Below are 21392 nucleotides of genomic sequence, written 5' to 3' on the forward strand. Positions count from 1 at the left end.
ACTACCGCGCGCGGGTCCACTCACTTTTTTCTACCCCCCCCCGCTCCCCCGGTCCCCCCCCGCGCCGCTCCCCGCCCCGCCCCAAAAAAACCCCCCCCCCCCGCGGGGCGGGGCGCCCCCCCCCCCCCCCTTCGTTTTCGCAGGCTTCGAAATCAGTCCTTTTCGAAGATGCGTGCCTTGGCGACGACGCCAGCGATTGCGCCGCCGATCAGCGGCGCAACGATGAACAGCCAGAGCTGGCTGAGGGCTGCGCCGCCGGTAAACAGCGCCGGGCCGATCGAACGCGCCGGATTGAGCGAGGTGCCGGTCACTGGGATCATTGCGAAGTGCAGTCCGGCCAGCGTCAGGCCGATGACCAGGCCGGCGAACGCCGTCGAGTGCTTCTCGGCTGTGACGCCGAGGATGACGGTGACGAAGGTGAAGGTGCCGATCAGCTCCCACAGGAAGGCCGAACTCGTCCCCCATTTCGCTACGTCCCAGCCATTGGCGCCGAAACCGGTGGTGTGCCCGCCGGTCTGGCCGGAGACGATGATCCACAGCGCCAGCGAGGCCAGAATGGCGCCGATGATCTGCGCGATCCAGTAAGGAATGACATCCTTGGCCGGCAGCCGGCCGGCAAGGAAGACGCCGAGCGTGACGGCCGGGTTGAGATGTGCGCCTGAGATGGGACCCACCGCGTAAGCCGCCGCAATCAGGCCGATGCCGAACGCCAGGCCGATGGCTTCCTGGCCCAGCGGCAAGTCGGCGAGAAAGCCACCCGTCGCCACCGACGCCGTGCCGATAAACACCAATAGAAATGTCCCTAGAACTTCCGCAAGATACGTTTTCATTGCCCTCTCCTCGTATCGATCCGTCGGTCCGCTTTTCCGCGCCGCGAATCATGGCGCAAAGAGTATTCCCAACGCAAAAGCTTGGAAAGCAGAGCAATTGCGCCACAGATCGTGCTTACGGCGGCCAGTTACCAACATTAGAGACCTTGCATATATTTGAGATTTGTTATCGCCGGCGGGCGGACATTTGCCGGCGGGGAAATTGTCGGCCGCGAGCGGAAGGCCTCGTCGCCGCGAAATTCAAGCGGGGTTCAATCTCGACGCGAAACGCTCTAAGAGCAGGCCGAAAGATACTGTGCTCGATAGATGGAATGACGAATGCGACTGGGCGGACGGCTGGCGGCAGCCATTGAAGTGCTGGACGACATTGGCCGGCGCCACCGGCCGGTGGCCGATGCGCTGAAAGATTGGGGCCTGTCGCATCGCTTTGCGGGCGGCGGCGACCGCGCGGCGATCGGCAACATCGTCTACGACGCGCTGCGCCACAAACGTTCCGCCGGCTGGCTTTTGGGTGAAGACACGCCCCGCGCCATCGGCTTCGGCGCGCTGCTCATCGAATGGGGCCAGACGCCGCAATCGCTTAACGATGCGCTCCAGGGTGACAAGTTCGCGCCGCCGCTGCTCAGCGCCGCCGAGTTGCAGGCGCTGGCCGAGCGCCGGCCTGAAGACGCGCCGGAGGCGGTGCGGGCGGACATACCTGACTGGTGCGCGCCGTTGTTCGAACGAGCCTTTGGCACAGACTGGGTTGCGGAAGGTGCTGCCCTGGCGACCCGCCCGCCGCTCGACATCAGGGTCAATACGCTGCAGTCCGACCGCGCCAAAGTGCTGGCGGAACTCGCCGAAACCGGCGCCAAGGCAGCCGCTATCGCGCCACAAGGCATTCGCATCCCGCCCATCGACGGCGACGGCAGGCACCCGAACGTACAGGCCGAGCCGGCCTTCCAGAAAGGCTGGTTCGAGGTCCAGGACGAAGGCTCGCAGATCGTTGCCGCCCTTGCCGGCGCGCAAGCCGGGATGCAGGTGCTCGATTTCTGCGCCGGCGCCGGCGGCAAGACGCTGGCGCTGTCGGCGGCGATGGCCAACAAAGGCCAGGTCTTCGCCCATGATGCCGAAAAGGCGCGGCTGGCGCCGATCTTCGACCGCATCCGCCGTTCGGAAAACCGCAACGTCCAGGTCGTCACCAAGCCGGCCGAGCTCAGCCCCCTCGCAGGCCACATGGACATCGTGCTGGTGGATGCGCCCTGCACCGGCAGCGGCACCTGGCGGCGCCGTCCCGACGCCAAATGGCGGCTGACGCAGAGACAGCTCGATGCCCGCAAGGGCGAGCAGTCGGCGATCCTCGACGCGGCCAAGGCCTATGTCAAACCCGGCGGCCTGCTGGTCTACATCACCTGTTCGGTGTTCGACGAGGAGAATGGCGAGCAGATCGCCGCCTTTCGCGAGCGCCACAAGGGCTTTGTCCCGGTCGATCATCGCGCGCTCTGGGATATCAGCTTCCCCGGTCACGCAGCGGCCGCCCGGATCGGCAAGACAAGCGACATCTCGCTGTCGCCGGCGCTGAGCGGCACCGACGGGTTCTATTTCTGTGCGCTGCGTGGGGCGAATTGACGCTGCGATTGACAGCTGACATAGCGCCAGTTGCAGATGCGCGGCGTCGGCCGCCAGACGGGGTAGAATTCTTGCAAAGATATGTGTCGCTTCTGCTTTTCCTCATTCTGGTGCTCGGCGGAGGCCTGCTGATCGGCTATGCGACGTTGCCGGGTGAATGGTATGCCTCGCTCGCCAAGCCGCCCTTCAACCCGCCCAACTGGGTCTTCGCGCCGGCCTGGACGCTCCTCTATGTGCTGATCGCCGTAGCCGGCTGGCGGACATGGGAGCGGGAACGAGCAGGCGCCGCGATGAAGATCTGGGCCCTCCAGCTTGTTCTGAACTTCGCGTGGTCGCCGACTTTCTTCGGCGCCAAACAGATGGGGCCGGCACTGGTCGTGATCCTGGCTCTTCTCGCCAGCATTGCGCTGTTCATAGCCACGGTGTGGAACCGCCATCGGGTTTCCGGCTGGCTGTTTGCGCCCTATGCCGCGTGGGTAGCCTTCGCCACCTTGCTCAACGCGTCGCTGCTCCTGTTGAACTGAGTGCTTTGCTGCAGTGCAGCAAAAGCATTTGCGTGGCGTTCAGGCGTCTGCGATAAGCTTTGCAGGTAAATCAGGGCGATGGCCATGGCAGCAAAGATCGTACCCGCACCCGATTATGAGGACCGCGTCAGGGCGTCGTTCGCCCGCCAGCAGGCGATGGCGACCATCGGCGCCGAGCTGACGCTTGTGACGCCGGGCATCATCGAGATCGAAATGCCCTATTCCCAGGCACTGACCCAGCAGCACGGTTTCCTGCATGCCGGGGTGATTTCGACGGCGCTGGATTCGGCCTGCGGCTATGCCGCATTTTCGCTGATGCCGGAAAATTCCGGTGTGCTGACCATTGAGTTCAAGGTCAACCTCCTGGCGCCCGGCCGGGGCGAACGCTTCCTGTTCCGCGGCTCGGTGACCAAACCCGGCCGCACCATCATTGTCGCCGATGGCCAAGCGTACGCCTTTGCCGCCGATGGCGAGGCCAAGCTGATCGCGACCATGACCGGCACGATGATGACGGTGGTTGGCCGTGACGGGATAGCAGGCTGATGGCCAAAATTACGCGAATTGGTGGCAAGGACGTCCTCTTCGTCATGGCGGCGCAGGCCGAGTACGGTCCGCATCTGCAAAAACTGTTCACGCCGCTGATGACGGGCGTCGGCCCGGTAGAGGCAGGTGTGCGGCTCGGCGCCGAACTGTCATGGCTGAAATCCGAGAAGGCGTTGCCCGATCTCGTCGTCTCGCTCGGCTCCGCCGGCAGCCGCACACTGGAGCAGACGGAAATCTACCAGGCGGTCTCGGTCAGCTATCGCGACATCGACGCTTCGCCGCTAGGCTTCGAAAAAGGCGCGACGCCGTTCCTCGACCTGCCGGTGACCGTCCCGCTATCATTCAGGATACCGGGCATTAAAGAAGCCAGCCTGTCGACCGGCGGCGCCATCATCACCGGCGCCGCCTACGACGCCATCGCCGCCGATATGGTCGACATGGAAACCTTCGCCTGCCTGCGCGCCTGCCAGTTGTTCGATGTCCCGCTTATCGGCCTGCGCGGCATTTCAGACGGTGCAGCCGATCTGCGCCACGTTGGCGACTGGACCGAATATCTGCATGTCATCGACGAGAAGCTGGCGGATGCGGTCGCTCGGCTCGAACAGGCCATCGGCTCCGGCACGCTACACAAGGAGCAGCCTGGGCAAGAGTCGGCGCCGCTCTGAAAGTCGGGTTGCGCACCCCATTGCGCCGACTCGTTTCTTTCTCTAAAGGCTCGCCATGACGACAGCCAATCATCCCGATACAGTCCTGATTGTCGATTTCGGCAGCCAGTTTACGCAACTCATCGCCCGCCGCATCCGCGAGGCTGGCGTGTTTTCCGAGATCGTGCCGTTCCAATCGGCCGAAGCTGCCTTCAAGCGCATCAATCCGAAAGCCGTGATCCTGTCGGGCGGTCCCGCCTCGACATCGGACATCGGCAGCCCGCGCGCGCCGCAGATCGTCTTCGATGCCGGCGTACCTGTGCTCGGTATCTGCTATGGCCAGATGGCCATGTGCGTGCAGATGGGCGGCGTCGCCGAAAGCTCGAACCATCGCGAATTCGGCCGCGCCTTCGTCGAGATCGAAAAGGACAGCCCGCTGTTCGAGGGCCTGTGGGCGCCAGGCCAGCGCCACCAGGTGTGGATGAGCCATGGCGACCGCGTCATCTCGCTGCCCAAGGGGTTCGAAGTCTTCGGCAAGTCGGAAGGCTCGCCCTTCGCCATCTTCGGCAATGTCGCGCGCAAGATGTACGGCATCATGTTCCACCCGGAAGTTGTGCATACGCCGGATGGCGCCAGGCTGCTGAGAAACTTCGTGCACAACATCGCCGGCATCGAAGGCGACTGGACGATGCGCGCCTATCGCGAGCATGCGGTCGAGACAATTCGCAAACAGGTCGGCAAGGGCAAGGTGATCTGCGCGCTGTCGGGCGGCGTGGATTCATCGGTCGCTGCCTTGCTGATCCACGAAGCGGTAGGCGACCAGCTGACCTGCATTCTTGTCGACCATGGCCTTATGCGCAAGGACGAGGCCGCCGGCGTGGTGGCGATGTTCCGCCAGCACTATAATCTGCCGCTGATCCTTGTCGACGCGTCGGAAAAATTCATCTCCGCGCTGGAAGGCGAGTCCGACCCCGAGACGAAGCGCAAGACCATCGGCCGGCTGTTCATCGAGGTGTTCGAGGAAGAGGCCAAGAAACTCGGCGGCGCCGATTTCCTGGCGCAAGGCACGCTCTATCCCGACGTCATCGAGAGCGTCTCCTTCACCGGCGGCCCGTCGGTGACCATCAAGTCGCACCACAATGTCGGCGGCCTGCCGGCGCGCATGAACATGCAGCTGGTCGAGCCGCTGCGCGAACTGTTCAAGGACGAGGTGAGGGCACTGGGCAAGGAACTCGGCCTGCCCGAAAGTTTTATTGGCCGCCATCCGTTCCCCGGACCAGGCCTTGCCATCCGCTGCCCCGGCGGTATCACCCGCGAAAAGCTCGAAATCCTGCGCGAGGCCGACGCCATCTATCTCGACGAGATCCGAAAGGCCGGCCTCTACGACGCCATCTGGCAGGCTTTCGCCGTGCTGCTTCCGGTGCAGACCGTCGGTGTGATGGGCGACGGCCGCACCTACGAATTCGTCTGCGCCCTGCGCGCCGTGACGTCCGTCGACGGCATGACCGCCGACTTCTACCACTACGACATGGCTTTCCTCGGCGCGGCGGCCACCCGCATCATCAACGAAGTCCGCGGCATCAACCGCGTCGTCTACGACGTGACGTCAAAGCCGCCAGGCACCATCGAGTGGGAGTGATTCAGGCCCACTCAAACGCCGCCGAAAACACGCCATTGTACGCCATAACTATTTGACAACACATATAAACCCATTCGGCGACAATCGGTGCGCAGAGATTGGATTGACGGACCGGCTGACGGACCTTCCGCATATTGCTAGCTCAGATTTTTCGAAGTGCCGTCAGATCCAATGAGGCTCTGACGGTACTTTTTTATGCCTTAAGGAATTGAAGATAAAACAAAATTTCTGCCGAAGAGCCTCGAAATTGTACTGACGGTACTTTTCAGACGGATGCCGCCCTTAAGGCACTGAAACCAAAAGAGAAAATCTATAAGATTGCAGACCGTGACGGCATGTATGTCCGCGCGATGCCCAGTGGTGCGATCTGGTTCGGCTGGACTACAGGCTCAACGGACGCCAGGAGACGGTCTATCTAGGCAGGTATGGGCGGGGCGGAATCTCACTTACCCTTGCCCGAGAGAAGTGTCTCGACGCGAAGCGCGCTATTGTCGAGGGACGATCGCCGGCGATCGAGAAACAGCGCGACAAGCGCCGAGTTGTGACCCCGGTCTCCGGCCGACTTCAGCGCCGAAATGGCTACCAAACCAAAGCGATGCCCGGGCCTTCAAGGCCTCTTCTTAATCCGGCCAAGCCGGCCCGGAGCGCCGCATTCACTCACATCCCTTGCACCTGAGTGCAGAGCTGCTGCATCGAAGCCATTTGAGCAGCCGAGTTCGCGCCCGAACCCGTGCTGGTGCTGGCGGTCGTATCGCCAGCTGTATTCGAGGATCCCGACGTGCCGGTGGTTGTACCCGAACCAGTGCTGTTGCTGGCCGTGGTGTTACTGCCGGTCGAACCAGAGCTGCCTGAAGTGCCGGTGGCTGTGCCAGAGCCGGTGCCGACACTCGCCGTTGTATCACTGCCGGTCGAAGCCGAGCTACCTGACGTGCCGGTCATTGTGCCAGAGCCAGTGCCGTTACTGGCCGTCATTCTCGAGCAGTCGGAGCGAACCTGTGCCTGCTGTTCAGAGCTCAGGGACGACCAGTTCTTGCGGATCTCATCCTGCGACAGAAGTCTTCCCGAATTGGCGTCGCTGAAGAATGAGCCCGAGAGCTTGCTGTCCCAGCCGCTCGGGATACCGCTTTGGCCTGAGCCGGACGTAGAACTCATACCCGACCCGGCCGATGAGCCGGACGTTCCGTTCGTGCCGCTGGATGTTCCCGACGACTGCGCCAAGGCCGCGGTGGCGAGACAGAGAGAGATCGCTGTAGCTGTCAAAATCTTACGTTTCATGTGAGTCTCCTTTGGGGTTCGACGCCGTTGCGGCGTCGAACCCTAATCTCGAGGAAAGGCACTTGTTCCTGTATAGAGTGGAATTCGATGTCATGATCCTTGTGCACCAGCCTTGGTCTCGAATGCGATGCCGGAGCGCTTCAACGACAACTGACGCCTCAGGCGAGAGCTGTCCGCTACTGGGTGTTAGAGGCGATATGCGGAACGCTTCCCGAATAGTTGGGTGCCACCATCGGGTAATTGCGAGGCAGGTTCCATTTGGTTCGGTAATCGTCCGGATTCATGCCCAGTCGGCCAAGGTGCGAACTGCGTCGGGTCTCGGTTAGAGACAGGAGGGTGGCCTTTGCCGCGGCGTATAGCTCGACATGCGGAGCTCGTCTCGACCGCGCACACTCAATATGTGTTACGATGACGCCGCCAGATGTCATATGAGCGAATGCCTTTCCGGCGAAATAAATTGCTCCCAGCAGGTCGACGCTCAGCACCTTCAGCCAGCCCGCTCTAGTGAATGCCTCAATGGGTTTAAAGATTATCAGGCCGGCGCGCTGTTGACGATTATTACCAACCTGCCGAACGCGTGAGCGCAAGTCGACAGCACCGTGATAGCGGCCTCCCCCGGCGCGCCCCTTGTCGAACCGATGCGCGCCTTCTCGACCTTGCCTCCACCCACGTCGGCTCACCCGTGCACCTTCGGTGCCCAACCGCATGGCGATGGCCAGTCCAATGCCGCTTGCAGCACCGGTTGCAATGCAGTCTTGTTATCCAGGCGCATCGGGTTCGACCTCTTTCTGGGGAGCAGCAAGTGGTTCAGTCCAGCCTTCAGCGACCCGATCCACGCTGAGCAGGCTGCGCGCATAATCCTGTTGCGCGCGAACAATGGCATCATCCTGCTGTGAGGGAAGAAAGACCGGCAAAGCAAGGCAGACACTTTGTGTGGCCAACAGCTTATTCCAGTTCGCGATCAGCGCCTTGAAAGCGCGCCCCACCGCCCTCGGATTTCGGTCGAGGTCATAGAGGCCGAGCGGATTGATCCGTCCGTTGTTCTCCCGAAGCGCACTGTCCCAGTCCACCTGATCCGTCAGCGAGTACCAGGTGAAGCCTACGATGGGGATGCCATCGTTGCGGATCCGCAGCACGTTGGCCCACTCTTTCCACAGCCAATAGACGGCTTCGTCTCCATTGGGGCCTTCGCTGATGTTGGTCTCCGTATGCATTACGGGAAGCCGGTAGCGGTTGAAGTACTGCCGCGTGATCTCGTCATAGCCAAACACCTCGCCGGACCCGGACGTCGTTCCGTCTGCCCAAACCCGATGTTCGTTGGTCTGGTAATAGTCGGTGCCCATCACGCAATGCCTGCGCAGATGGCTCTCCAGGAAGAAACTGTATTCTTCGGCCGTCATCCCGTTTTCGAGAAGATAGCGATAGGTGTGCGCGTCGACGTCATGACCGTAGTTGAGATCAAGCGACAGGAAACGCTCGCTGTTGAACCGTTCCGCTCTGCCGACCGCCTCGGGAGAATCGGCGTGGAAGTATTCCGAGGATTCGCTCTGTATGAAGATGGCGTCCGGCCGCACCTCGAGGATCGCCCGCATGGCAAGCACGTTCGCCTTCACGATGTGCTTGAGGGCGGTGACGAAAGCAGTGTCGCTGCTCAGTTGTTCGTTCCACCATCCCCAGCGAGCCGAAAAGGTGGCGCAGATGAACATCTCATTTATTGGGGTGAAGAGCTGGATCCACGGATAGCGCATCGCGAAATCCCTGGCGTAGTGCTCGAATAGTGTCGGAAAGTCCGGGTTCTGGAAGTTGCCAACCCAGTCCGGCACGCCAAAATGGCAAAGGTCGACGATCGGAAGAATGTCTTTCGCCTTCAGGTCCGCGAAGGTCTCATCGGCGAATGCCCAATCATAACGTCCATCACCCAGCCACGTTTTGTGGATGGGAGGTCCGTAGCGGAGGAAATGCACCCCGAGATCCTGGACCAGTTCGAAGTCGGTGCGCCATCGTTCGTAGAAGCGGCATTTTTCCATTTCGTCGACGCGCTCCCGGCCTTGTCGAATGGTGGGGGTGCTGTTCTCGATGCCGGTGGCAAACATGAACGTGAACATTGATGGTCCTTAGCCAAGGCGGAGATGCCCGCGCTTGGTCAAACGTTCAGTGCTCAACGCAGTTCCTGCAAGACTGCTTGTCAAGTTCGGTAGGCGCCTGACAACCACGTGCCTGAAATTGGCGGAATTCTATCCCACGGTTCAAGCGAGCAGCTTGCGCCGAACATGGTCGGACTATGCTGGACGGAGATGTCGGCTTCGGGCCAGACCAGTTGGCGTCAAACGCGCCTTTGCAAGTGAAAGCGGTATGGTAGCTATCCACGTTTGCAAACTGCAAGCGGACGTTCCGCTGCCGGCCCCATTTGAGCCATTCACTGGGAGGCAGACCCGCGGTACATCACCAATATTCTCGAAGCCAGTAGTTAGTCTCGTTCATCGTCCTTTGGTTCGACAGACCCATACGAGAGAATACGAGAGATATGGACCGGCGAACCATCCGCTGTATTGATCTCCTGTAGAAAACAGTGACCCTCAGACACTAGCATGATCGTTATTCGTCAATGGCTACGAAGCTGTTCGCCAAATTGATTCAAGAAGCTGATCCAGCCATTCGCTGACCGCATTTATCTTCTGCCGAACAACAGCAACGCGCCTGAATCCTGCCTTCGGATCAATGTTCGCGTACGCAAAAACGGCCGCTCGCGAACATACATTGACAGGTCCAGTTCCGAATAATAAGTTCGGTCATAGAACGAATTAACCGGAGTTCAATGTGACTGACCTGCCGCGCATATCCCGTCAGTTCTCACAGCGCTCCGTGATGGAAGCGATCGTCCAGGGCGGGCCGATCTCCCGCGCCTCGATCGCCAAGCTGACGGGCCTGTCGAAGCAGACCATCTCCGAAATCATGCGCGGGCTCGAGCAGGAGGGCTGGGTCCAGGAAACCGGCCGCACCAGCGGCCATGTCGGGCGCACCGCCGTCACCTACGAACTGGTCCACGACGCAGCCTATATCATCGCCGTCGACCTTGGCGGTACCAAGGTGCGGGTCGCGCTGACCGACCTTGCCTGCCAGATCTTTGCCGAAGCCGCCACACCGACCGATCCGCGCGGCGGCCAGTTCGTCGTCGATCAGATTGCAGCGCTGGCCTTCGATGCCGCGGCCAGACAGCACGTCGCGCGCAAGAAGATACGCCTGGCCGTCATCGGCGCGCCTGGCGCTCCTGACCCGGCCACCGGCCGCATTCTAATGGCGCCGAACATTGCCGGCTTCGACACAATGAATGTGCTGGATGCCTTCGAAGAAGCGCTCGGCGTCGCGGTGATGATCGAGAACGACGTCAATCTCGCGGTGCTTGGCGAGAACTGGCTCGGCCAAGGCCAGGGCATCGACAATCTCGCCTACATCGCGCTCGGCACCGGCATCGGCAGCGGGCTGATGCTGGGCGGCCATCTGGTGCGGGGTGCTGGGCACGCCGCCGGCGAGATCGGTTTTATGCCGATCGGCGCCGATCCCTTCGCCGAGGAATCACTGCGCACCGGCGCATTCGAACGCGCGGTGGCCACCCACGCCATGACCGATCGCTACCACGCCCTCACCGGCAGGCAGGTCTCGGTGCCGGCAATATTCGAGAATGCCGCGCTTGGCGACAAGGACGCGCTCGCCGTGCTCGACGAAACTGCCCGCCATCTGGCGCAAGGCGTTGCGGCAATCGCGGCAATTGCCAATCCAGAAAAGTTTATCCTCGGCGGCTCGATTGGGTTGCGGCCCGAAATCCTGTCCAGGGTGCAGGCGCTTCTGCCGCTATGCTTCCCCTATCCAGTCAGGGTCGAGGCGAGCGAACTCGGCGCACGCGCAGCCCTCATCGGCGCGGCGGCAATCGGCCTTGGCCAGTTGCACAACACGCTGTTCGGCGTCGACGCGCCTGATGGCCGGATTTCGCTGCCGCCTGCCCAGGCCGCCGCGCTGAAGGAGGCCGCGATATGACTCACGATATTACCGCCCGCCTACAGGCAGCGCTCGACCGTGACGACGCACTAACGCTGTTTCGCGGCGCCATTGACCGCGAGAGCATCACCGGCAACGAAGCCAACTTCGTCGACTTCCTCGAAGCCAGGATGCGCGACCTTGACCTCAGCGGCCTGACCAGGACGGAATTCCTTCCTGGGCGGCCCAACATCTGGGGCGAGCGCAAGGGGGCCGACCAGGGAAAGCGCCTGCTGTTCATCGGCCATACCGACACCGTCCATGTCGACGGCTGGCGCGAGCATTGGGCAGGCACCGAGCGTGAGGATCCGTTCGCCGCCCCGATCATTGATGGTGCTGTCTGGGGCCGCGGCTCAGGCGACCTCAAGGCCGGCATCACTGCTTCGCTGGCTGCACTCGCGCTGCTCGAAAAGGCAGGCGTTCGCCTCAAGGGCGACGTCGCCTTCGCTTTCGTCGGCGACGAGGAGAGCGGCCAGCCCGGCACCGGCATTTCCGCCGGGATCAAGCACTTCGTCGGACGCATCGAGGCCGGCGAGATCACAGCACCCGATTTCACCATCTATGTCGAGCCGACCCGCCTGGCCGTCTATGCGGCGCAGATCGGCTTCTTCATCACCGATATCTCGATTACCGGCAAATCCGCCTATTTCGGTGTGCCAGAACTCGGCAAGGATGCGCTCCGTGCAAGCCATGCCGCGATGACGGCGCTTTGGAAGCATTCGGATGAGGTCGCCGCGCGCGCCGAGCACAAACTGGTCGGGCGCGGCTTCCTGCTTATCACCGGGCTTGCCGGCGGCGGCTACATTGCCGTTCCCGAGCGCTGCACGCTCTCGCTGATCCGCAAGCTGTTGCCTGGCGAGGACCTCGACACCGCCGCCGCCGAGATCGAGGCTGCCGTGCGCGGCGCGATCGCCGATCCGGATATTTCGGTAGAGTTCGCCTACCCCGCCGGCCGCGACCACAGGCTGGGCGGCACCGCTGCCGAGATCGGCGAAACGCGGGCGGAAGTCGCCATGCTGTCCGACGCGATGGCCGGCGCAATGAGCGGACGCGGCGTCATCGAGGGCGCACCGTTCTGGTCGGAGTCCCCCTTCATCATCAATCAGCTCGGTATTCCTGCCGTCTATTGCGCGCCCGGCGACATCAGGAATTGCCACACATTCGAGGAGCACGTCGATGTCGAGGAATATTTTGCCGGCATAGTCGGCTTCGCCGCCTTCATGGCCCGCTATTGCGGCGTGGCCGACTGAACCACCAACGAAGCAAAATGGGAGAACTGACATGCCGATGAAGACACTGATCGCCGCCGCCTTTGCCGGCGGATTGATGCTTGCCGCCAACCCAGCTTTCGCACAGACGGTCGGCCCGCAGGGCGAGAGCGCCACGCCGAGCGCCGACGTGATCCTAAGCGATGCCGACATCGCCGCGCTCAAGGACAAGGGCTACAAGGCTGCCTTGCTCTGGCACACCTCGTCCGATTTCACCAATGCGGTAACCGCCGGCGCCACCTACGAATTCGCCCGCGCCGGCATCACCATTGCGGTCAAAACGGATGCCCAGTTCGACTCCGCCCGCCAGCGCAGCGACATCGAGACGGCGTTGGCCGCCAAGCCCAACGTCATCTTGGCGCTGCCGCTCGACCCGGTCACCTCGGCAGAAGCCTTCCGCCAGGCGGTCAAGGACGGCACCAAGTTGGTGTTCCTGTCCAACTTGCCCAAGGGCTACAAGCAGGGCACCGATTACGCTTCGATCGTGACTGACGATCTATTCCAGATGGGCAAGCAGGCTGCGGACGCGATGGCCAAGGCGATCGGCGGCAAGGGCAAGGTCGGCTACATTTTCCACGACGCTGCCTACTACGTCACCAACCAGCGCGACCAAGCCTTCAAGACCACCATCGAGAAGGTGTATCCCGACATCAAGATCGTCGCCGAACAGGGCATATCCGACCCGGCCCGCGCCGAGGAACTGGCCAACGCGATGCTTTTGCAGCATCCCGATCTCGACGGCATCTACGTGACCTGGGCCGAGCCGGCCGACGGCGTGCTGTCGGCGCTACGCGGCGCCGGCAACGCCAGGACCAAGATCGTCACGCTCGACCTCGCCGAGCCGGTCGCGCTCGACATGGTCAAGGGCGGCAATGTCGCAGCCCTCGTCGCCGACAAGGCCTATGAACTCGGCCGCGCCATGGCTGCTTCCGGCATGAAGTCGCTGCTTGGCCAGCCGACCCCGGCCTTCGTCGTCGCCCCGGCCCTGACCGTCACCAAGGAGAATGTCGCGCAGGGCTGGAAGGACTCGCTCAACCGCGACGCGCCGCAGCCGGTGCTCGACGCGGCGAAGTAAGGCTCTCGCTCCGGCGCGGCCCGCCGCACCGGAGCTTTCTTCGACACAACAAAAAGGGAACCGGGACATGCGCAAAGCATCTGTAATCATAACGACAGTGGCGAGCCTGCTAGCCATGCACGCCTTCGCCGCCGAAGGCGTCACCACAGGACCGAATGGTGAAAAGCCGGTGCCGGCGAGCAGTCTTACGCTGACGCCAGCCGAAGAGCAGCAGATCAAGGACGGCAAGTTCACCGCCGCCCTCGTCTGGCACGAGATGAGCGAATACACCAACGCCGTCAACGCCGGCGCCCATGACGAATTCAAGCGCCTCGGCATCGAGGTGGTGGCGCAGACCGATGCCGGTTTCGACGCCGCGCGACAGAAGGCCGATATCGAGACGGTGATGGCCAAAAAGCCGTCGATCATCCTGTCGCTTCCCGTCGATCCGGCGACCGCAGCTTCGGTCTACGATCCGGCACGCCAGGCCGGCGTCAAGCTCGGCTTCGTTGACAATTCCCCGGCCGGCTACAAGCAGGGCAGGGACTATGTCACCATCGTCTCCGACGATCTCTTTCAGATGGGCAACAAGGCCGGCATCGCCATGGCCGAGGCGCTCGGCAAGAAAGGCAAGATCGGCTACATCTTCCACGATGCCGACTTCTACGTCACCAACCAGCGCGACCAGGCCTTCAAGAAGACCATCGAGCAGGACTATCCCGATATGAAGATCGAGGCCGAGGCCGGCATGGCCGACCCGGCGCGCAGCGAAGACATCGCCCAGGCGATGATCACCCAGCATCCGGACCTGGACGGCATCTATGTCACCTGGGCCGAACCGGCGCTGAGCGTGCTTTCGGCCTTGCGCGGTGCCGGCAACACGCACACCAAGATTGTCACGCTCGACCTCAATGAGCCTGCCGCGCTCGACATGGTCAAGGGCGGCAACATCGCGGCCCTCGTCGCCGACGAGGCCTACAGCATTGGCGTGACGCTGGCGCGCGCCTCGGCAGGTTCTCTGGTCGGCAAGAAGGCCGAACCATTCTATGCCGTAGATTCCATCGCCGTCACCAAGGACACGGTGAAGGACGGTTGGAAGAAGTCCCTCAACAGGGACGTACCGGCGGCTATCGCGGACGCGGTGAAATAGGCTCGAGGCGAAGCGCTCACCACCGGAGGAATAAAATGTCCAGTGCCAACACCAGCGCCGGTGGCAGCTTCGCCAGCCGCTTCAATCTGCAGCAATATGTCGTCTACCTCGGTTTCCTGGCGATCTTCCTGTTCTTCGCCATTGTGCTGAGGGACAGCGGCTTCCTCACCGTCCGAAACTTATCGAACATCGTGTTGCAGACGACGCCGGTGACGATCATGGCCATCGGCCTGGTCTTCGTCATGTCGGCCGGCGAAATAGATTTGTCGATCGGCTCGATCGTGGCGGTGGCGGCCCTTGCAGCCGCCGTCACCATCAACGCGTACGGCATGCCGGCAGGGATAGTCGCCGGCCTCGGCGCCGGCCTGCTGATCGGCGTCATCAACGGCGTGCTGGTGGCGTATGTCAGGCTGCCCTCCTTCCTGGTGACGCTGGCGACGCTCGGCCTGTTCGCCGGCGTTTCGCGTTCGATGACAGACCTTCGCTCGATCTCGGTGACCAACGAAGCGTTCACCGGCTTCTTCGGTTCCGGCTCGCTGCTCGCTGTCCCCTCACTCGTCTGGTGGTCGGTGATTGCCGTGGCCATCGGCCACCTGGTGTTCCGCGAGACCCGTTTCGGCGCGCATGTGCTGGCGACCGGCGACAATGCCCGCGCCGCAAGCGTATCGGGCATCAGCGTGCCCAGGATCAGGCTCGCCGTGCTGACCATCAGCGGCGGGCTCGCCGGTCTTGCCGGCTTGCTCTATGCCGGTCGCCTGCAGGCGGCGAAATATACTCTCGGCGAAACCGACCTGATGACGGTCATCGCCGCCGTCATCGTCGGCGGCACGCTGCTCAATGGCGGCAAGGGCTCCGTGGTCGGCGCGCTGGTCGGCTCGTTGATGATGGGCATGCTCAACAACGGCCTGATCCTGATGGGCCTGTCGGTCTCCGACCAGATGATCGTGCGCGGCCTCATTATCCTGACCGCAGTCGCCGTGTCGCTGCGCGAAAAGAACCGCTGAAGGAAGCCATCCATGTTTCTCGAGATTCTGCGCCGCCGCAACCCCGCCTTCATCGAATCAGCTATCCGGTTGCACCAGCAAGGTAAGCTGCCGGCCAATGCTTATGTGCTCGATCTCGACACGGTTGAGGCCAATGCGCGGGTTCTCAAGAGCGAGGCCAACCGCAACGGCCTGAAGATCTTCGCCATGACCAAGCAGGTCGGCCGCTCCTCGTCGTTCTGCCGGGCTGTGATGCGCGGCGGCATTGACCGCGCGGTCGCCGTCGACATGGCTTGCGCCCGCGCCACCCACAAGGCAGGCATGAAGCTTGGCCATCTCGGCCATCTCCAGCAGGTCGCAAAATTCGAAGCGGCGGCTGCGGCGAAAACCTTCAAGCCGGACTACTGGACCGTGTTCAATGATACCAAGGCTGGGGAAGCGGCAACAGGCGCCAAGGCGGCCGGCTATGTGCAGCATCTGCTGGCCCGCATCGCCGCCGAAGGCGATATCTTCTATCGCGGCCATGAAGGCGGTTTCAATGCCGCCGACATTATCGATGTCGCCGACCGGCTGGATGCCGTCGAAGGCGGCCGTTTCGCCGGCATCACCACTTTCCCTGCTCTGCTGTTCGACCATGCTTCGCGGAAAGTGCTGCCGACCCCCAATCTGGCGACGCTCGCGAAAGCTGCGGAAGCGTTGGCCAAGGCAGGCCGCAAGGACATTGAGATCAACGCGCCGGGCACCACGTCGAGTGTCATGCTGGCGGCACTCGCCGAGGCTGGCGCGACGCAGTGCGAGCCCGGCAATGGACTGCATGGCACCACCGCGCTGCATGTCATGGAAGATTTGCCGGAGCTGCCGGCGGTGCTCTATCTCACCGAGGTCTCGCATCTCTCCGGCGGCAAGGCCTATTGCCTTGGCGGCGGCTTCTACATCGATCCGATCTTCCCCGACTACGACGTCAAGGCGATCGTCTCGGCTGAACCGACGACGGCAGGGTCGGCACTGCGCAGCGTCGAGGTGCCGCCGCCCTCTGCGATCGACTATTACGCCATGATCGATGCCGCCGGCGCGAACGCGCCGAAGCCTGGCGACAGCGCCGTGTTCGGCTTCCGTGGCCAGGCCTTCGTCACCCGCGCCCATATTGTCGGCGTGTCGGGCATTTCGACGGACAATCCGAAAGTGGAAACCATCGAGAACGGCTTCGGTGAACCCTATGCCTGGCCAGTCTAGGAGAAACACATGACGGTGAGCGCGCCCATCCTTCAGCTGCACGACATTCGCAAGAATTTCGGCGGCATCACCGCGATCGAGAGTTTTTCGCTCGAGGTTTTCCCGGGCGAGATCGTTGCACTCGTCGGCGACAACGGCGCCGGAAAGTCGACGCTGGTCAAGATCGTCTCGGGCGTCCACCCGCCCTCGTCCGGCACCATCGTCATCGAAGGAAAACCGGTGACGATGTCGAATGCCACCATGGGGCGCGCGCACGGCATCGAGGTCGTCTACCAGGACCTGGCGCTGGCCGACCAGCAGACGGTCTACATGAACATGTTCCTCGGCCGCGAGCCGCTGAACCGCCTCGGTTTGCTCGACCGCCGCCGCATGATCGACGAGACCGAGAAACTGGTGAAGGAACTGGACGTGCGCATCCCCTCCGCCCACGCCACTATCCGCGATCTCTCCGGCGGCCAGCGCCAGGGCGTTGCGATCGCGCGCGCCACGCATTGGGCAAGCAAGCTGATCCTGCTGGATGAGCCGACGGCGGCGCTGGGCGTTGCCGAAACCGCCCGGGTGGAGGCTATCGTCCAGTCGCTGAAGCAGCGCAATGTCGGCATCCTGATCATCAGCCACAGCCTCGACCAGGTCTTCAAGCTCTCCGACCGCATCTGTGTTCTCAGGCGTGGCAAGCAGATTGGAATTCGCGAGACCGCGAAGACCGATAAGAACGAGATCGTTGCCATGATCACCGGCCTGCAGCAGCAATAGCAGGAACCTCTCTGAGAGCCCCCCGCCCGAGATCCGGATGTTGTCGGAGATCACGCGATCGATCAGCTTGTGCCGCGTGGTGATCGCCATCGGCCCGTCCTGGTCGTAGCTGCCTTGCCACTCCGGATGCGGCGCCAGCAGCGCTGGCACATACATCGTGTCGCCCGAAATCATGCGCTGTTCCTTGCCGTAGTTTGCGAGGTAGACCGAGTGGCCGGGCGTGTGGCCGGCGCAGCGATGATCTGGAAGCCGGGCGCGACTTCGGCGCCGTCATGGATGCTGCTGGAACTGCTGCGTCTGGTGAAGCTGCCTGCATCGCCTGAATTTCTCCAGGCGTATCCGCACCAGCTTTCTGGCGGCCAACAGCAGCGCGTTGGCATCGCTATCCCAGTCTCGATTTGATAGGACCTATGCAATGTATGGCGGCGCCGACATCACCGTGCCGCCCGGCGGCGTCAAGCTGTCCGGTTTCGGTCGCGACAAAGTCGCTGCATGCGCTGGACAGATACACCGTCTCAAAACAGCCTGGATTTCTCTGGGCTGCCCGTTTCTCGCTAAGCGCTGCCGAGGATGAAATCGGCGCACCGATCGGCGATCATGATCACCGGCGCGTTGGTGTTGCCGCTGATGGGACGCGGCATGATCGAGGCGTCGCAGATGCGTAGGCGCGGCACGCCGCGCACGCGCAATTGCGGGTCGACCACCGCCTGGTCATCGGTGCCCATCCGGCAGGTGCCGCAGGGGTGATAGACCGTCTTGGCATGTTCGAGGATGTGGTCTGTTATGGATTGATCGGAAAGGTCGGCGGCCCCGCCCGGCGACAGCTCCTCGGCGATCACCGCCTGCCCTACGAAACCCGCTTCGAGGATCTGGAATATCTCACCACCGGTCGCACCGATCTGGTCTCGGCTCTTATCAACAACGCCTACACCTCCATTCCCATTCCTCATTCTTTTGTCTTCCTGCTCGTGCTGGCGGCGGTGAGGTCGTTCTGCACCGTACCGCCTTCGGACGATATCTCTACGCCGTAGGCAAAAATGAAGAGGCCGCGCGGTTTTCCGGAATCCGTACCGGCCGGGTTATCATCTGCGCCTATGTGATCTGCGCCGGGCTGACGGCGCTGTCATCCATCTTTCTCGCAATGTACACACGCTCGATCCTGCCAAGCTCGCACGGCAATTTCTACGAGCTCTACGCGATCGCCGCCGGCAGCCTTGAAGAAGTTTCTGCATTCGGCTGGCTCGAACAGGTGGCAGATGTCGCCGAGAGCTTGGCGGAGTGCGTCGAAGGTTCTGGCCGCTTTCTTTCGCAGCCGCGCCTTGAGTTTTGAGTAGGCCATCTCGATCGGATTGAGATCGGGTGAGTATGGCGGCAGGAACAGGAGCCAAGCGCCCCTTTGGCGAACCAGTTGTGCGGCGCGCTCGTTCTTGTGGAAGCCGACATTGTCGAGAATGACGATATCGCCGGGCGACAGTTGGGGAGCAAGCTGTGTTTCGATGTAGTGTTCGAAGATGGCGCCATTCATCGGCGCGTTGACGATCCACGGCGCGACAAGACCGTGGCATCGTAGCCCGGCGATGAAGGTCTGCGTCTGCCATTTGCCGAAGGGCGCATGCGTCCTGAAGCGCTCGCCCTTCGGCGCCCAGCCGGTGCGTTTGGTCAGTTTGGTGTTGGTCGACGTCTCATCGATGAAGATCAGCCGCGCCAAAGCCTTGTTGAAGAAGCGCTTTCGCCGCCCGGTCCACAGCTCACGCGCCTGGCGCACGTCGGCCCGCTGCTGCTCGCTGGCCAGTAGAGTTTTTTTATGACTGAGCCCAAGGCGATGGAGCAGGCGCCCGACATTGGAGCGGTGCACGCTCACACCACGCACCTCCAGTTCGACGCAAAGCTCATCCAGCGTCAGTTCGCCGGTCTCGGCCAATCGCAAACGCACAAACTCGGCATGCGGCTCAAGCTTGCCGCCGCCCACATGGCCCTGCCGGCGCGCTTCAAGCGAACCGGTCTGCCGCCGCAAGTTGATCAGATTGTTCACAAAGCGAGGCGAAACGCGGAAATGGCGCGCTGCCTCGCGGTGACCATGCCCCTCATCGACATACGCAACAACACGCTGACGCAACTCAAGCGGTAGCGGCTTGCCCACCGCGGTCTCCTTTCAACCGCAATGAATCACGAACTCAAACCAAAGGGAATCCTGAATCCCTTAAATCGCGACAGGCTCTAGTTGTGGAGGTGCGACAATTGAAATCCAGGCTGGCGTTCGACGCCGGATAACAGCGATTCCGCCGATCGGAACATGTCCTCGAATTCCAACTCGTTTTCAAACACCACGCCGCCGACGCTGATGGTCAGCGTATCCGCGGTTCCTTTTGGCGCGAAATAGGCTTGGGCCACGCGCGCCCGGATACGCTCGCCGATCTCCCTAGCGTCGTCTTCTGTCGCACCGGGCAGAAAGACCCCGAACATGGAGGTTCCGATCCGGCCCACCAGATCTTCCTTGCGTACCGATGACTGGATGGTCGAGGCTATGAGCCGCAAGGCTTCGTCACCCCAGCCAAGGCCGAAGCGCAGATTGATGGACCTGATGTGTTCGGGATGAATGACCAGGAAGGCGCCAGATCTTGGACCAGACGATTTTGGCCTGGTTGCTCTCCTTTCGACCATCGACGTGAAGACCGTCCGGTTGAGGCAGCCTGTCAGGCTGTCAAAGGTCGCCGACTTGTTGAGTTCCCTTCGATAACGGACGAGCTCGGTCCGCTGCAGGCCAATGAACAGGAAAAGTGGGCCACCGACGATGACCGGCAACAGGATCGCTGTGACCATGCTGCGGCCAAACGGCGTCAAGGCTTCCGAGAACAGAAGCAGATAATTTAGGCCAACCGAGAGGAGCAGAATTCCCGCCGAACCCAGGGCAGTCAGCCATGCGATATCTTTCCATTGCCGGGGCGAGCTATTCGCCATTGGTGTCATCATTAGCCAATCTCCCGCCTGATCGGCTGTCATAAGGCCAAGGTGCTGCACTTTCAGTTTCGAGGAAACATACAATTTTAGTAATGGCGCAATCACCTACCATTGGCCCGAAATCAGGCCTTCAAAAGCAAGGCTACGGCGGCAAAAGCAAAGACACTGAATTGTCGGCTATTGTGGCGGGCCGAATATCCCCATCTCCGCGTCTCTGGCCACTGCCTCCGCCTTGCCATAGATGCCACTCGCCAAGGCCGTCGCCCAGCCATTGGAAACAAGCCAGGCGCCGACATCCTGCCTGCCCAAGCTGCACGGTGCCCCAATGACAAAACGATCGATTTCCGGCGGCACGACGCATTTCAGCGCCCGGCCGCGCAGCCAGGAATTGAACGTCGCGCGCGCACGCTGGCCGCAAGGCCAGGCGACGCCGCGAAAGGAACAGGTCTCGTCCAGGTCAATGCCTTGGATCCCGCTGACGACTACCTTGCGCCCCATGGATTCGAAGGTTGCCGACGAGGTGGCAACCGGTTGGAAAAGCAAGACCTCTGGCCAATCCTTTGGCATTCGCATCCCTGCAGGCGCGGCCAGACCAAGGTCGCTGAGCGGCGGGCGCGGCTCGACCCGTTCGATTTGCGCCGGATCAAGCTGTGGCGGCGCGATAAGGTCCTGAGCAATCTTGCGTGCCCGTCCTCGCCATGGCGTATTGGCGGCGCTCGGAGGTGGTCGCATTGCCTGGCTATGATCGATGGATTGACGTGGCGCTGGCCGATTGTTCGGAAGCAGATCTGCGGCCCGGATGATCAACAAGACCCCGGCCAGGAGGAGCAGGCTTCCGAGCGCTATCAAGCGATTGTGCCTCAGCCAGCCCATCAACTCAAGCAAGGTTCCTTGCCCC

At 62.1% G+C, this 21392-nt stretch carries 20 protein-coding genes and 4 pseudogenes; 16 read left to right on the forward strand and 8 right to left on the reverse strand.

The annotated features are described in order from the left end of the window. Nucleotides 1-152: 152 nt before the first annotated feature. Entirely contained in the window at nt 153-830 is a 678-nt protein-coding gene (locus NKJ78_RS30035) for an MIP family channel protein (RefSeq protein WP_023681822.1), read from the reverse strand. A gap of 318 nt (nt 831-1148) precedes the next feature. On the opposite strand from NKJ78_RS30035, the gene NKJ78_RS30040 reads away from it, so the two are divergent. The 7 genes and pseudogenes from NKJ78_RS30040 to NKJ78_RS30070 all read left to right on the forward strand — a co-directional run bounded on the left by NKJ78_RS30040 (nt 1149) and on the right by NKJ78_RS30070 (nt 7067). Next, on the forward strand, nt 1149-2438 hold the full coding sequence (locus tag NKJ78_RS30040; RefSeq protein WP_352461178.1) for an RsmB/NOP family class I SAM-dependent RNA methyltransferase: 1290 nt from the start codon (nt 1149-1151) through the stop codon (nt 2436-2438). 71 nt (nt 2439-2509) lie between these two features. After that, the gene (locus NKJ78_RS30045) at nt 2510-2962 is read left to right on the forward strand and encodes a TspO/MBR family protein (RefSeq protein WP_023738282.1); all 453 of its coding nucleotides are present in this window, start codon (nt 2510-2512) and stop codon (nt 2960-2962) included. Nucleotides 2963-3046: 84 nt separating this feature from the next. After that, nucleotides 3047-3505, forward strand: a complete 459-nt coding sequence (locus NKJ78_RS30050; protein ID WP_023701303.1) for a PaaI family thioesterase — start codon at nt 3047-3049, stop codon at nt 3503-3505. Further along, on the forward strand, nt 3505-4170 hold the full coding sequence (locus tag NKJ78_RS30055) for a 5'-methylthioadenosine/S-adenosylhomocysteine nucleosidase (protein WP_023745697.1): 666 nt from the start codon (nt 3505-3507) through the stop codon (nt 4168-4170). The genes NKJ78_RS30050 and NKJ78_RS30055 overlap by 1 nt, the downstream gene beginning before the upstream one ends. A gap of 55 nt (nt 4171-4225) precedes the next feature. Next, on the forward strand, nt 4226-5788 hold the full coding sequence (guaA, locus tag NKJ78_RS30060) for a glutamine-hydrolyzing GMP synthase (protein WP_023738283.1): 1563 nt from the start codon (nt 4226-4228) through the stop codon (nt 5786-5788). A 224-nt stretch (nt 5789-6012) separates the two neighbouring features. After that, a pseudogene (locus NKJ78_RS30065) lies at nt 6013-6329 on the forward strand (Arm DNA-binding domain-containing protein); the annotation flags it as partial. 189 nt (nt 6330-6518) lie between these two features. After that, a complete protein-coding gene (locus tag NKJ78_RS30070) occupies nt 6519-7067 on the forward strand; it encodes a hypothetical protein (protein ID WP_023738284.1) in 549 nt (182 codons plus the stop codon). A 172-nt stretch (nt 7068-7239) separates the two neighbouring features. On the opposite strand, the gene NKJ78_RS30875 is transcribed toward NKJ78_RS30070, so the two are convergent. Then, complete coding sequence (locus tag NKJ78_RS30875; RefSeq protein ID WP_502896853.1) at nt 7240-7770, reverse strand: SDR family oxidoreductase; 531 nt, start codon at nt 7768-7770, stop codon at nt 7240-7242. A gap of 51 nt (nt 7771-7821) precedes the next feature. Further along, the gene (locus tag NKJ78_RS30085) at nt 7822-9168 is read right to left on the reverse strand and encodes a family 1 glycosylhydrolase (protein ID WP_023738285.1); all 1347 of its coding nucleotides are present in this window, start codon (nt 9166-9168) and stop codon (nt 7822-7824) included. A 712-nt stretch (nt 9169-9880) separates the two neighbouring features. On the opposite strand from NKJ78_RS30085, the gene NKJ78_RS30090 reads away from it, so the two are divergent. From NKJ78_RS30090 to NKJ78_RS30120, 7 genes are all read left to right on the forward strand, one after another. Further along, nucleotides 9881-11095 carry an ROK family transcriptional regulator gene (locus tag NKJ78_RS30090; RefSeq protein ID WP_023738286.1) on the forward strand — a complete coding sequence of 405 codons (1215 nt, stop codon included), beginning with the start codon at nt 9881-9883 and terminating at the stop codon, nt 11093-11095. Next, complete coding sequence (locus NKJ78_RS30095) at nt 11092-12345, forward strand: M20 family metallopeptidase (RefSeq protein ID WP_023738287.1); 1254 nt, start codon at nt 11092-11094, stop codon at nt 12343-12345. The genes NKJ78_RS30090 and NKJ78_RS30095 overlap by 4 nt, the downstream gene beginning before the upstream one ends. A 31-nt stretch (nt 12346-12376) precedes the next feature. Continuing rightward, nucleotides 12377-13438 (forward strand): substrate-binding domain-containing protein, encoded by a 1062-nt coding sequence (locus NKJ78_RS30100; RefSeq protein WP_031253326.1) that lies wholly within the window; start codon nt 12377-12379, stop codon nt 13436-13438. Nucleotides 13439-13505: 67 nt separating this feature from the next. Next, nucleotides 13506-14567: a substrate-binding domain-containing protein gene (locus NKJ78_RS30105; RefSeq protein ID WP_023729114.1), complete on the forward strand. Its 1062-nt coding sequence runs from the start codon at nt 13506-13508 to the stop codon at nt 14565-14567. Between the two features lie 35 nt (nt 14568-14602). Then, nucleotides 14603-15571, forward strand: coding sequence for an ABC transporter permease (locus tag NKJ78_RS30110; RefSeq protein WP_352461176.1), 969 nt, complete (start codon nt 14603-14605; stop codon nt 15569-15571). Between the two features lie 12 nt (nt 15572-15583). After that, nucleotides 15584-16783 (forward strand): alanine racemase, encoded by a 1200-nt coding sequence (locus NKJ78_RS30115; protein WP_023738289.1) that lies wholly within the window; start codon nt 15584-15586, stop codon nt 16781-16783. A 9-nt stretch (nt 16784-16792) separates the two neighbouring features. Further along, a complete protein-coding gene (locus NKJ78_RS30120) occupies nt 16793-17536 on the forward strand; it encodes an ATP-binding cassette domain-containing protein (RefSeq protein ID WP_023740509.1) in 744 nt (247 codons plus the stop codon). A 24-nt stretch (nt 17537-17560) separates the two neighbouring features. Here the strand turns inward: NKJ78_RS30120 and NKJ78_RS30125 are convergent. Further along, nucleotides 17561-17814, reverse strand: a pseudogene (locus tag NKJ78_RS30125) (MBL fold metallo-hydrolase); the annotation flags it as partial. On the opposite strand from NKJ78_RS30125, the gene NKJ78_RS30130 reads away from it, so the two are divergent. Beyond that, on the forward strand, nt 17774-17938 hold the full coding sequence (locus NKJ78_RS30130) for a hypothetical protein (protein ID WP_023715648.1): 165 nt from the start codon (nt 17774-17776) through the stop codon (nt 17936-17938). The pseudogene NKJ78_RS30125 and the gene NKJ78_RS30130 overlap by 41 nt on opposite strands. 152 nt (nt 17939-18090) lie before the next feature. Here NKJ78_RS30130 and NKJ78_RS30135 read toward each other — a convergent pair. Further along, a pseudogene (locus NKJ78_RS30135) lies at nt 18091-18381 on the reverse strand (GMC oxidoreductase); the annotation flags it as partial. Nucleotides 18382-18396: 15 nt separating this feature from the next. Here NKJ78_RS30135 and NKJ78_RS30140 point away from each other — a divergent pair. Beyond that, nucleotides 18397-18773 (forward strand): annotated as a pseudogene (locus NKJ78_RS30140) (ABC transporter permease); the annotation flags it as partial. On the opposite strand, the gene NKJ78_RS30145 reads toward NKJ78_RS30140, so the two are convergent. From NKJ78_RS30145 to NKJ78_RS30155, 3 genes are all read right to left on the reverse strand, one after another. Further along, nucleotides 18660-19676 (reverse strand): IS630 family transposase, encoded by a 1017-nt coding sequence (locus tag NKJ78_RS30145; RefSeq protein WP_023738293.1) that lies wholly within the window; start codon nt 19674-19676, stop codon nt 18660-18662. The pseudogene NKJ78_RS30140 and the gene NKJ78_RS30145 sit on opposite strands and share 114 nt — an antisense overlap. Nucleotides 19677-19753: 77 nt before the next feature. Continuing rightward, nucleotides 19754-20506 (reverse strand): GGDEF domain-containing protein, encoded by a 753-nt coding sequence (locus NKJ78_RS30150; RefSeq protein WP_023738294.1) that lies wholly within the window; start codon nt 20504-20506, stop codon nt 19754-19756. Nucleotides 20507-20671: 165 nt separating this feature from the next. Further along, the gene (locus tag NKJ78_RS30155) at nt 20672-21379 is read right to left on the reverse strand and encodes a thermonuclease family protein (RefSeq protein WP_352461175.1); all 708 of its coding nucleotides are present in this window, start codon (nt 21377-21379) and stop codon (nt 20672-20674) included. Between the last annotated feature and the right edge of the window lie 13 nt (nt 21380-21392).

Source organism: Mesorhizobium sp. M0037 (assembly GCF_040323635.1).
GTDB lineage: Bacteria > Pseudomonadota > Alphaproteobacteria > Rhizobiales > Rhizobiaceae > Mesorhizobium.

Excerpts from the sequence above, each read along its gene's own strand:
- NKJ78_RS30035 (WP_023681822.1), bottom strand. The coding sequence starts at position 830 with ATGAAAACGTATCTTGCGGAAGTTCTAGGGACATTTCTATTGGTGTTT.
- NKJ78_RS30040 (WP_352461178.1), top strand. The coding sequence starts at position 1,149 with ATGCGACTGGGCGGACGGCTGGCGGCAGCCATTGAAGTGCTGGACGAC.
- NKJ78_RS30050 (WP_023701303.1), top strand. The coding sequence starts at position 3,047 with ATGGCAGCAAAGATCGTACCCGCACCCGATTATGAGGACCGCGTCAGG.
- NKJ78_RS30055 (WP_023745697.1), top strand. The coding sequence starts at position 3,505 with ATGGCCAAAATTACGCGAATTGGTGGCAAGGACGTCCTCTTCGTCATG.
- guaA (WP_023738283.1), top strand. The coding sequence starts at position 4,226 with ATGACGACAGCCAATCATCCCGATACAGTCCTGATTGTCGATTTCGGC.
- NKJ78_RS30875 (WP_502896853.1), bottom strand. The coding sequence starts at position 7,770 with ATGCGGTTGGGCACCGAAGGTGCACGGGTGAGCCGACGTGGGTGGAGG.
- NKJ78_RS30085 (WP_023738285.1), bottom strand. The coding sequence starts at position 9,168 with ATGTTCACGTTCATGTTTGCCACCGGCATCGAGAACAGCACCCCCACC.
- NKJ78_RS30095 (WP_023738287.1), top strand. The coding sequence starts at position 11,092 with ATGACTCACGATATTACCGCCCGCCTACAGGCAGCGCTCGACCGTGAC.
- NKJ78_RS30100 (WP_031253326.1), top strand. The coding sequence starts at position 12,377 with ATGCCGATGAAGACACTGATCGCCGCCGCCTTTGCCGGCGGATTGATG.
- NKJ78_RS30105 (WP_023729114.1), top strand. The coding sequence starts at position 13,506 with ATGCGCAAAGCATCTGTAATCATAACGACAGTGGCGAGCCTGCTAGCC.
- NKJ78_RS30110 (WP_352461176.1), top strand. The coding sequence starts at position 14,603 with ATGTCCAGTGCCAACACCAGCGCCGGTGGCAGCTTCGCCAGCCGCTTC.
- NKJ78_RS30115 (WP_023738289.1), top strand. The coding sequence starts at position 15,584 with ATGTTTCTCGAGATTCTGCGCCGCCGCAACCCCGCCTTCATCGAATCA.
- NKJ78_RS30120 (WP_023740509.1), top strand. The coding sequence starts at position 16,793 with ATGACGGTGAGCGCGCCCATCCTTCAGCTGCACGACATTCGCAAGAAT.
- NKJ78_RS30130 (WP_023715648.1), top strand. The coding sequence starts at position 17,774 with ATGATCTGGAAGCCGGGCGCGACTTCGGCGCCGTCATGGATGCTGCTG.
- NKJ78_RS30150 (WP_023738294.1), bottom strand. The coding sequence starts at position 20,506 with ATGATGACACCAATGGCGAATAGCTCGCCCCGGCAATGGAAAGATATC.